Raw genomic sequence first — 12,230 nt, 5'->3', positions numbered from 1 at the left:
TCAACTCAAACCACCTCAAAACAATTTCCTCTGACTAACTAACCGCCTGGTTGGTCGGGGGGATGAAATCCGCAGTTGACAGGTGTCTGACCGGGCATTTCGACCCGATGTGAGAATCGTCACGCGGTGCCGGATAGGGTGTTGCGATGCTTCGCGTCGCGGTCTGGGGGACGGGCAACATGGGGTCGTCGGCCATCCGCTCGACGACCGCTTTTCCGGGCTTGGAACTGGCGGGCGTCATCACGTCTTCGCAGGACAAGGCGGGTAGGGACGCAGCCGAGTTCGCAGCGCTCGACGGCCCTTTCGGCGTGTCCGCCACCACCGATGTCGACGCCGCGTTGGCCGGCTGCGATGCCGTCGCTTACATGGCGTCCGGGGATATTCGGCCCGACGACGCGGTCGCCGACATCGAACGCTGCCTGCGCGCGGGCAGGCATGTGGTGACGCCGTCGCTGTATTCCCTCTACGACCCACGCTCGGCGCCGCCCGAGTGGGTCGACCGGCTCACCCGCGCCGCCGAGGAGGGCAACTCGACGCTGCTCGTCAGCGGCGTCGACCCGGGCTGGGGCAACGACGCGCTCGCGGTGATCGCCGCCGGGCTGTGCACCAGGATCAAGACCATCCACTGTCAGGAGATCTTCGACTACTCCACCTACAACCAGCCCTTCGCGGTGAAGGTGTCGTGTGGGTTCGGCGGTTCCATGGACGAGACACCGATGATGTTGCTGCCGTCGATCCCGACCATGGTGTGGGGCGGCAACATTCGCCTGGTCGGTCGCACTCTCGGAATGGACATCGACGAGATCGCCGAAGAGGTCGAACGGCGCCCGCTGGAGGAATCCGTCGAGACGGTGATGGGCACCTTCGAGAAGGGCACCCAGGGTGCGTTCTGGTTGAAAGTGATCGGCAAGTCGGGTGGACGCGAGCGCATCGTCATCGACCACATCACTCGCATCCACGCATCTTGCGCACCGGACTGGCCGTATCCCGACGAGGGCGTCGGCGATCACCGCGTGATCATCGACGGCGACCCGCGGCTGACGATCACCACCCGCGCCGACGTGCCCGGTGGTACCCGTGCCGACGGCGGCAACACGACTGCCGCGAACCGGCTGCTCGGCGCGCTGGCATGGCTGGTCGAGCAGAAGCCTGGCATCTACGACGGGCTTGACGTGCCACTGCAGACGACGTTGCCGCCCGAGGTGCAGGCCCAGCGCTGGGCCTAGCCCGGCGCGATCAGTCGGCCTCCGAAACAGGTTGCTCCGCAGGGGGTTCCGCGCCCTCGGCGTCGGGTAGCTGGCCGACGAGATACTCGGCGAGCCCGCCGATGGTCGGATAGTCGAACACCGCAGTCGCGTTGATCGTGAACGCGCCGCCGAACTGGCTGTGCAACCGGTTGCGCAGCTCGATCGCCATCAGCGAATCGGTTCCGAGGTCCAGGAAGCGACTCGTCGCGGCGGGCGGCTGCGCGAGCCGCAGGAAGTTCTGCACCTCGCGCTGAAGGAACTCGGTGACGAACCCGGCGCGCTGCGGCACCGGGATCTCCTGCAACTGGCGAAGCAGCTCACTGTCGCCGGTCACTTCACCCTCGGGGCGCGGCAGCACGAGATCGAGGATCGGCGGCCGTGCCGCGCCCAACAACTTCGCGGCCCGCTGCCAGTTGGCCTTGACGACGGTCGCCTGTCCGGTGCCGTTCGCGATCACCTCGGAGAGCGCACTGAGCGCCGTCGACGGCTCCAGCGGCACGAGGCCTTGCGCATTGAGGTTAGCGCGCACGGCTTCCGACGATGCCATCCCGCCGTCGGCCCACGGCCCGAAGTTCACGCCTGTCGCGGGCAGGCCCTGCGCACGACGCCGCGCGATTAGGCCGTCGAGCAGCGCATTGGCCGTCGCGTAGTTCGCCTGGCCGGGCGAGCCGAAGACGCTCGACACCGACGACGAGACGATGAAGAAGTCGAGCTCGTCGTCCCGCGTGAGTCGGTCGAGGTGGTAGGCACCGAAAGCCTTGGGCCGCAACGTGGTCCGAAAGCGGTCGAGATCCTGCTGGGACAGCAGGGCATCGTCGAGCACGCCGGCCAGGTGCGCGACGCCGGCAAGTGGCGGTAACTCTGCGCGGATCCGTTCGAGTAACCGCGATACTTCGGCCTCGTCGCCGACATCGGCAGAGAAGGTGTGGATCCGGCACTTGTAGCGCTCGGCGATCTGGTCGATCGCGCGCTGAGCATCCGCGTCGGGATCGCGACGGCTGGTCAGCACGACGTGGCCGGCCCCCAGCTGCGCCAGGTATGCGGCGGTGTGCAGGCCGATCGCCCCGAGACCACCGGTGATCAGATAGCTCCGATCGGGCTTCGGGTGCAACGGGTTCGGAATCTGCAGCACGATCTTGCCGATGTGGCGCGCCTGCTGCATGCGGCGGAACGCCGCCCTTGCCTCGGTGATCGGGTAGATCTCGGCGGGCAGCGGCTTCCACTCGCGGCTGGCCATGCCGTCCGAGACTTCGATCAGCAACCGCTTGACGTGGTCGGGATTCTGCAGAGCTGTGAGATCTAGCGCGACGATCTCGTAGGCGATATCGGGTCGGGCGGCCGCCATCTGCTCGGGTGTCCAAATGTCGCGCTTGGCGATTTCGGCGAAGCGACCGTTCTGGGCGGTGGCCCGTACGGTGGCTTCCACGAAACCTTCGTTGGTCAAGCTGTTGAGCACGACGTCAACGCCGGCCCCATCGGTATCATCCAGGATTTGATCCGCGAAATCCGTTGTGCGCGAATCGTAGACATGCTCCACGCCCATCTTGCGCAGCGTGTCACGCTTGTATTGGCTGGCAGTTGCGAAGACGATTGCGCCGCGCTGCTGCGCCATCTGGACCGCATACAGTCCGACGCCGCCGCTGGCGGCGTGGATAAGAACACGGTCGCCGGCCCGCAACTGCGCCCAATCGAATGCGAGGCGAACCGTCAGCGCCGCGGCGGGAATCGTCGCAGCAGCAACGGGGCTGAGCCCGTCGGGCACTGGCGCGACTAGTTGGGCCGGCACGTTGAACCGGCTCGCGAATGCGCCTTGCATAAAGCCGTAGACGTGTTGGCCCACCTCAAGGCCGGTCACACCGTCGCCCACGTGCGTGACCACACCGGCGAAGTCGCCACCGATTGGCCCCGGGTCGCCGGGGTACAGGCCGAGAACGTTCAGCACGTCGCGGAAATTCAGTCCAGCGGCCTGCACACGAACCTGCACATAACCCTCAGCCGGCGGGGACAGCTCGGTTTCGGATAGACGCAGATTGTCAATCGCACCGCGTTCGGTGGGCGCAAGGACATAATCCGATGACGGCGGCACTGTGAGGTGGCCGCTTCGCGCCCAGGGCAAGAGTCGGGGCGCCAGTAACTTCCCTTGACGCACAGCGAGCTCGGGTTCGCCAACCGGTGCTGCCAAGAGGCCGGCCACCGCGCGAACCGCTTCCGGCGTGCCGTCACAGTCGACGAGCATGCAACGTAGCGCCGGCTCCTCGTTGATCGTTGTGCGCCCGAATCCCCACAGTGCCGCCTGCGCCGGGTCGACGGGTTCACCGGACTCAGTGGCCACCGCTCGTTCGGTGACGATCCACAGGCCGTTCGGCAATTTCGCTTCACCGCGCTGAATGGTGTGCACCGCGTCGAGAAGGTCGGCGATGTCGGCTTCGATCCGCATGACCGCTTCGGAGTTCGACTCTCCAGGTCGCCCCGGGGTTGGGCGCCATACCGCACCAGAGAAGGGAACTCCGCGCCCGTGCGCGTCGGCCAGCTGTCGGCCCAATGGCAATGCATCGGTTAGACGGTCGTGGGCGATACAGCCAGGCAAGTTCTCGGCCAGCTCGTCGAATCCGGCGACTAGCCAGGTGCCGTCGGGTCCCGCCGCATCGGTGTCGGGCAGCGGTACCTCGTGCCACCCGAGCGTGTACAGCAGCCGGGTGGCGTCCCCGCCTAGGCCTCGTAGCAGCGCCTCGCGAGGCGCGCGTTTGACGGTGAACTCTCGGATGCCGCCGAGCGGCCGCCCGTCCCGGCTGATGAAGTCGAGGTCGAAAGCATGTGTCTCGCTGTCGATTTCACCGGTACGCCATCGAGCGCGGCAGTAGAAGCGTCGGGGCATCTTCTCGTGCAGCGTCACCTGCCCGTAGCGCAGCGGCAGGAACAGGTCGTTGACGCCTTGTTCTAGGGCCAGTTCCGATGGAAACGCGGGGAAGGTGACGCCGGTGCACAGATCCATCAGCACCGGGTGCATCGGCTCGTCGCCGAGTTGATCGGTCAGCTCTTCACCGACGAACAGGTCGCCGATGGCTTCACCGTCGGCGAACCACAGCGACTTCAGAGAACCGGACCAGGTTGGTCCCCAAGCCAACTCCATGTCCGCGAATGTCTCGAACAGGTCCTGCGGGCGCATTCGGTTGCACCGCACGATCGCCTCGTCGATCGGATCCTCCGGCCCCGAATGGTCACTGACCCCGCTCGCGACCGTTCCCTCGGCGTTGAGCGACCAATCGCCACCGCGTTCCCCGAACGGACGACTGTGCACCTGAAAGCGCCATTCGTCACTATCGCCCTGCGGCCGCAAGGTGAGCTGGACCTCGCGAGAAGCTCTCTCGGGCAGGATGATCGGTTCGTAGAAGATGACGTCGCGCACCTGCGCCGGTGCACCGACCGCAGTGAGGGCCATGGCGGCATACGTCGCCCCGGGGACGACAACGGTCCCGTAGATGACATGGTCGGCCAACCACGGCTGTGATCTCACCGACAGCCTGCTGGTGTAGACGGTGTCGCCCGAAGCCAGATCCTTCGCACTGCCGAGAAGCCCGGAGGACGCGGCGCTGCCCGTCCCGTCGATGGCGATGGCGGCGGTCTTGGGCCAGAAGCGGCGCCGCTGGAAGGGATAGGTAGGCAATTCCAGCCGGCGACGCGGCTTCGGGTGCAGCGCAGCGAAAGCGGGTCGCAGGCCACCGACGTATGCCGCGGCCAGCGCGTCGGCGATCTGGCGGCGATCTGCGACGCCCTTACGGAGCGAGACGATCGTCCGCGGCGCCGTCACGTGCTCTGGCCACACCTGCACGGCGGCTCCGGTCAGAACCGGTTGCGGGCCGATCTCCATCAGCACCGAGCAACCCAGCGCCGCCGCCGTGCGCACGCTCTCGGCGAATTGCACCGGCTGGCGCGAATGGCGCCGCCAGTACTGGGCGTCCAGGTTGGCGTGGCCGGTGAGCACGGCGCCTGTGCGGTTGCACACCAGCGGAATCGTCGGCGCAGCGAACTCGAATTGGGATGCGTACGACTCGAACTCATCGAGCACGGGATCCAGCAGTTCGGAGTGGAAGGCATGGCTGGTCTCCAGCGCGGTGCAGCGGACACCCTCATCGGTGAATCGCTCGACGATCCGTTCGACCTCTTCGGCGGGACCCGACACCACCGTGTTCGGACCGTTGTAAGCCGCGATCGACACCCGCGGGAATTCGCCGACGACGTCCTCGACCTGCTTCGCATCGGCGAATACCGCGGCCATCTTCCCGCCGTCGGGCAGGCTGCCGAACAACCGTCCGCGCTCGGCGATCAACCGGGCCCCGTCTTCGAGGCTGAACACCCCCGCCACGCAGGCCGCGGCGTACTGGCCGACGCTGTGCCCCAGCACGACGTCGGGTTCGATGCCCCACGACTGCCACAGCCGGGCCAGTCCCATCTCGACGGCGAACAGCGCAGGCTGCGCGTACGACGTGTGCCGCAGGGCCGACCCCGTCTCTCGGTCGACCGCGAACACCACGTCGAGCAGGGGCCGTGGCAACATCGAATCGACCGCTTCGGCGCACCTCGTGACGGTGTCGGCGAAAACCGGTTCGCAGTCGAACAATTCGCGTGCCATCCCCGGGTACTGACTGCCCTGGCCGGTGAACAGCCAAGCGGTCGTCGGCGCGTCGGTGGATTCGCCGCGTACCACGCCCGGTCGGAGGCGGTTGTCGGCCAGGTCGGTCAGCAGCTCGCGGGCGCCCTGCACCGAGTCGACCACCAGTGCGCCGCGATGCTCGAAGTGCGAACGGCCGACACCGGCCGTGTGGCAGAGATCGGCGATGTCGACCTTTGGGTTGGCGTCCAGCCAGTCGCCGTACCGCTGCGCGAGTTCGACCAGCGCCTCGGGCGAGCGCGCCGAAAGCGGCAACACGTGCAACGGTTCTCGGAGATCGCCGGGTTCGAGCGAGGCACCGTCCGATGAGTATTCGTCCGCGGTAGCCGACGGGGGCGCTTCCTCGACGATCACGTGGGCGTTGGTGCCGGTGAAACCGAAGGAGCTCACGCCCGCTCGGCGCGGTCTGCCGTTGGTCTGCCAGGGCCTGGCCTCGTCGACGACGCGCACCGGGAGCGCCTCCCAGGGGACGTGCGGGTTGGGCTCCCGGAAGTGCAGGCTCGGCGGGATCGCCTCGTGCTGCAGCGACAATACGACCTTGATCAGGCCCGCCGCTCCCGACGCCGACTCGGTGTGGCCGATGTTCGTCTTCACCGAGCCCATCAGCAACGGGTGGTCCGGATCGCGCGAGGCACCGTAAGTCGCCGCTGCCGCCTGCACCTCGATCGGATCACCCAGCGGGGTGCCGGTCCCGTGCGCCTCGAGATAGTCGACATCGGTGCCGGACAGACCCGCCCGGGTCAGCGCGGTGTTGATAAGCCGTTGTTGTGCACCACCGTTCGGCACGGTCAGGCCGCTCGACGCGCCGTCCTGGTTGACCGCGCTGCTGGGGATGACCGCGCAGATCCGATCGCCGTCGCGCTCGGCGTCACTCAGCCTCTTGAGCACGAGGATGCCGCAGCCCTCGCTGCGAACGTAGCCGTCCGCGGAGGCGTCGAAGGTCTTGCACCGCCCGACGGGGGACAGCATCCTCGCGCGGGATGCGGCGATCACAGTGACCGGGCTGAGCAGGACGTTCACCCCGCCGGCGAGCGCCATATCGCAATCGCCCGTGCGCAACGCCTGGACGGCCTGATGAACGGCCACCAGCGCCGAACTGCATGCGGTGTCGACCGCGACCGCGGGTCCTTCCAGCCCGAGGGCGAACGCCACCCGGCCGGAGATCGCGTTGAGCGCATTGCCGGTGATGAAGTACGGCTCGATCTTGTCGACCGACTCCGAGGACAGCAGGTGCGCGTACTCGTTGGCGGCGACGCCGGCGAAGACGCCGGTCCGGCTGCCGCGAAGGTTCGCAGGGGAGTACCCCGCCCTCTCGAGACCCTCCCAGACCGTCTCGAGCATCAGCCGTTGCTGCGGCTCTATCCAGACGGCCTCACGCGGTGAGATCCCGAAGAACTCGGGATCGAATCCGTCGATGCCGTCGAGGAATCCGCCGAAGCGCGTGTAGGTCTTACCGGCGACCTCGGGATCGGGATCGTAGAACTCGTCGATGTCGAACCGGTCCTCGGGAACTTCCCGGATCGCGTCGACGCCGCCGGAGAGCAATTCCCAGAACGCCTCCGGGTTCGGTGCGCCGGGGAAGCGGCACGACACCGCGACGACCGCGATCGGTTCGTCCGTACGCGGTAGCGCGGTGGCCGTCGTCGGTCGAGGCTCCGCACCGGACTGCATGGTCAGTCCCAGAACTTCGCCGAGCAGATAGTCCGCGGCGTCGGAGAGCCGGGGATGGTCCATCACCAACGTGACCGGAATCTCCCGGCCGACACCCTGCTCGAGGCGCCGTCGGAGCTCGACGGCCATCAGTGAGTCCATGCCCAGGTCGAAAAAACCTGCGTCCTCGCGGATTTCCGCCGCATCGACGCGCGTTACCTCCGCGACCGCGTCGCGCAGGTAATTGGTCAGCAGTCGCTTGCGCTGTTGCATGGGCGCCTTGGAGAGGCGCTCGACCAGTTCGGTGGGCCCCGACGGCGTCGCGGGCCCTGCGGCCGAGGGTGCGGTGGGCAGTTCGCGTTCGAGCTCGGCCAGGAATCCGCGCCGTCCCGCCTGCTGATAGAGCGGCAGGAAACGGGTCCAGTCTATCCGGGCCACGACGCCCTGTGGCGTGGACGCCGACACGACATCGGCCAGCCCTGTCAGCGCCTCTGCGGGCGAAAGCGCCTGCACCCCACGCTGTTCGAGTCGCGCGCGAGATTCGGCGTCGGCCATGCCCGCCGACCACGGTCCGAAGTTGACGCTGACCGCGGGGACGCCCTGTTCGCGCAGCCGCCAGGCAAGCCCGTCGAGAAACGCGTTGGCGGCGCCGTAGGCGGTCTGTCCGAACCCGCCCCACACCGACGCGATGGACGAGGTGAAGGCGAAGAAGTCGAGGCTCAGGTCGGCCGCCGCCTCGCTCAGATGCCATGCACCCCAGACCTTCCCAGCGAACACCCGGTCCACCTCGGCGTCGTCGAGGCTGCTCAGCGGGGTGGTGCCGATCTCGCCGGCGGCGTGGACGATGCCCGCCAGCGGCGGTAGCTCGGCCTCGACGGTGGCCAGCAGGCGGGCGACGTCGTGTGCATCGGCGACATCGGCGGCGATGACACGCACGTCGACGCCATGCTGTGTGGCCAGCTCGTCGATGCGCTGTCGGGTGTCGTCGTCGGGTGTCCGGCGGCTGGTCAATACCAGGTGTTCGGCACCCTGCGCAGCCAAGGACGCGGCGATCTCCATACCGATCGCGCCGAGCCCGCCCGTCACCAGATACGTTGCGTCGGAGCGCACATGCAGCGATGTGGTACGGCCCGGTCGGCGAGTCAAACGCGGTACGTAGACGTTCGCGCCGCGCACCGCGAGTTGGTCGTCCCTAGCGCCGGACCCCGCTGAGGCGGTGATCCGGTCGAGCAGGTGAGACCATTCGTCGACGGTGCACTCTGCCAGGTCGGCCAGGCCGCCCCACGCCTGCGACAGTTCCAGCGCCGCGGCCCGGCCGAACCCCCACAGGCAGCCCTGATCGGGCTTCACGCCGTCGGCGTCGGTGACCCGTTGCGCGCCGCGGGTGACGATCCAGACTGATGCCCGCTGTTCGGCGGCCGCCGCCGCGTGCAGGAGGCGCCGGGTGCCGCCCAACACCCTGTGCTGCATGCGCAGCAGCGACCGCATGGACGGCGCCGCAGGGGATTCCATCGCCGCGGCGTGCACGATGCGAGGCACGCTCGCGGCGCGCAATACATCCGCCAGCGCGTCCCCGTCGGCATCGGTGGTAGGAAGCCCGACGATCCGGTACGTGTCGCCCCGGTTCGCGAGCGCGTCGGTCAGCGGCCGGACGGCATCGGCGTCGTCGGCGACGACGATCCACTCGTATTTCTGGCCATCGCTGTGAGACGGCACATCGACTTTGTGCCACCGGATTTCGTAGCGATCGTCGGCGGTCGCGTCGACGACACGCTGGGGTGGCAGTGAGTCGGCGACGCTCTGCCCCGCGGGCCGCCGGTCGTCGCGGAACCAGTACTCGCGGTGTTCGAACGGGTAGCCCGGCAGATCCACCTTCCGCGCATCCGGCCGCCGCAAAGCATCGAATGCGGGCAGATGGCCCAACACGTAAGCGTCGGCGAGCGCTTCGGAGATCTGCCGGTGGTCGGCGACGTTCGGCCGCAGTGACGCGATCACCTTCGGCGCTGTCGCGGGATCGGGCCAGGCCGCCAGCGCGGCGGCGGCGAGCACCGGTCGGGGTCCGATCTCGAGCAGCGCCTTGCAATTGATCTCGGCGAGAGTGCGCACGCTCTTGGCGAACTCCACCGGCTGACGCGCGTGCCGACGCCAATAGGCACCGTCGAGCTTGGTGCTCCTACCGAGCGCGGCTCCCGTTCGGTTGTCGATCAGGATCCGTTGCGGCGCGGCGAAAGTAAACTGATCTGCGTACGACTCGAACTCGTCGAGAATCGGGTCTAGCAGCGCCGAGTGAAAGGCGTGGCTGGTGTCGAGCCATTCGCACCGCACACCGTCACCCGCCAGACGCGCGACCGCTGCCTCCAAATCGGTTGCGGGACCGGATAGTACGGTGTTGGCACCGTTGTAGGCGGCCACCGACAAGCTCGGAAAGTCATTGGTCAGGTCCTCGACCCGCTCGGCTGCGGCGAACACGGCGGCCATCCGCCCACCCGCCGGCAGGCTGCCGAACAGCCGTCCGCGCTCGGCGATCAGCCGCGCGCCTTCCTCGAGATCGAACACACCCGCGACGCAGGCCGCCGCGTACTGGCCGACGCTGTGGCCAAGCACGACGTCGGGTTCGAAACCCCACGATTGCCAGAGGCGGGCGAGGCCCATCTCCACCGCGAACAGCGCGGGCTGCGCGTACGACGTCTGTCGCAGCGTCTCGTCGGCCGTCGGGCTGTCGACGTCGAAAACGGCGTCGAGCAAAGGCCGTTCGAGGACATCGGCGACCGCTGCGGCGCATCGTCGCATGGTCTCGGCGAAGACCGGCTCAGTGTCGAACAGTTCGCGCGCCATGCCGGGGTACTGGCTGCCCTGGCCGGTGAACAGCCAGGCCGTCTTCGGCGGTTCATGGCACTCCCCGCGGACCAAGCCCGGCGCGGGGCGGTCCTCGGCGAGCGCCCCGAGAAGGTCCGCGGCAGACTGGGTCGAGTTGACCACGAGTGCTGCGCGATGCTCCAGGTGGGCGCGTCCCGCGCCCGCGCTGAAGCACACATCGGCCAGTGCGGCGTCCGGATGCTCGGTCATCCAGGTGCGGTAACGCTCGGCGGTCTGGCTCAGTGCAGCGGGGGTGCGCGCCGAGAGCGGAAGCACGCTGAACCGCGAGGAGGCGTCCGGCTGCGAAACCGCGGCGGCAACCTCGGGGGCCTCTTCGAGGATGACGTGCGCGTTGGTGCCGGCGAACCCGAACGAGCTCACACCGGCGATGCGTGGCCGGTCGCCGCGTTCCCACGGGAGCGTCTCGGTGACGACCTCGACCGGGAGCCGGCCCCACGGAATGTGCGGCGAGGGGTTCTCGAAGTTGAGGTGCTTGGGCAGCGCCTCGTGTTCGAGCGCCAGCACGACTTTGATGACGCCCGCGATGCCCGCGGCCGCCTCCAGGTGACCGATGTTGGTCTTCGCCGAACCGATCAGCAGCGGGCGTCCGGCGTCGCGTCCGGCGCCGTACGCCGCTCCAGCCGCCTGCGCCTCGATCGGGTCGCCCAGCGAGGTGCCAGTGCCGTGCGCCTCTAGGTAGCCGACGTCGCCGGGGCGTACGCCTGCGCGCTGAAGTGCATCGGTGATGACCCGCTGTTGCGCAACGCCGTTCGGCACCGTCAATCCGCCTGATGCGCCGTCTTGGTTGACTGCGCTACCGCGGATCACGGCCCGGATCCGATCGCCGTCGCGCACCGCGTCCTCGAGGCGTTTGAGGGCGACCACGCCGCAGCCCTCACCGCGCACGTAGCCGTCGGCCGCCGCGTCGAAGGTTTTGCATCGCCCGTCAGGGGCGAGCATTCGGGCGTTGGAGAACGTGATCATCGTCGCGGGCGTCAGCAGAAGGTTCACCCCGCCCGCCAACGCGAAGTCGCATTCGCTCAGACGCAGCGCCTGGCACGCCTGGTGAATGGCTACCAGCGACGAGCTGCACGCGGTGTCGACGGCCACGGCAGGACCCTGCAAGCCCAGCCGGTAGCTGATGCGGCCCGCCGCTGCGGCGTTAGACGTCCCGATCGCCATGTACGCCTCGATCTCGGAGTACGTCAGCTCGTCGGAGGCCATGCCGAGGTAGTCGTGGGTGGACAGCCCCATGAACACGCCGGTGTTGGTTTCGCTCAGCGCCGTCGGCGAAATGCCCGAGTGCTCCACCGCCCGCCACGCCGTCTCGAGTAGGAGCCGGTGCTGCGGGTCCATCATCCTGGCCTCGCGCGCGGACATCCCGAAGAACGGCGCGTCGAAGCCCGTCGCATCGTCGATGAAGCCCGCTCTGCGGGTCACCACTTTGCCCGGCGCCCCGGGGTCGGGGTCGAAGAAATCGTCGGCGTTCCAGCGTTCGGCCGGCACCTCGGAGATCGCGTCGCGGCCTTCGCGGAGCAGGTCCCAGAACTCGCCGGCGTCGCGGGCTCCGGGGAATCGTCCCGCGTAACCGACGATGGCGAAGCGGGGCGTCGGGTCGGTTCGCGGCTCAGCGGGTCCCATACCGTCCTTCCGTGCGTTGACGGTGACATTCACACTCTGGGCTGCTGCAGTTGCACCATCCCGAGATCGGCGTCGACGAACACTATTGCACGTGTAACGATGGCCGTGCGGTTCCCACTTTCGGGATCCCACACGAGCGATGCCGGCCCAAGGCGGCCGAGCTGGGA

The 12,230-nt window shown here is 68.1% G+C and carries 2 protein-coding genes; one reads left to right on the top strand and one right to left on the bottom strand.

Features of this window, described 5'->3' with window-relative positions; translation table 11 throughout:
* Positions 1 to 146: 146 nt before the first annotated feature.
* A complete protein-coding gene (locus A5752_RS06160) occupies positions 147 to 1,226 on the top strand; it encodes an NAD(P)H-dependent amine dehydrogenase family protein (RefSeq protein WP_067083340.1) in 1,080 nt (359 codons plus the stop codon).
* A gap of 10 nt (positions 1,227 to 1,236) precedes the next feature.
* Here A5752_RS06160 and A5752_RS06155 read toward each other — a convergent pair whose 3' ends face one another.
* The gene (locus A5752_RS06155) at positions 1,237 to 12,063 is read right to left on the bottom strand and encodes a type I polyketide synthase (protein WP_067083408.1); all 10,827 of its coding nucleotides are present in this window, start codon (positions 12,061 to 12,063) and stop codon (positions 1,237 to 1,239) included.
* Between the last annotated feature and the right edge of the window lie 167 nt (positions 12,064 to 12,230).

Source organism: Mycobacterium sp. 852002-51961_SCH5331710 (genome assembly GCF_001665535.1).
Taxonomy (GTDB): domain Bacteria; phylum Actinomycetota; class Actinomycetes; order Mycobacteriales; family Mycobacteriaceae; genus Mycobacterium.
Note: the sequence above shows the minus strand (reverse complement) of the source record. Positions and strands in the feature narration are given on the sequence as shown.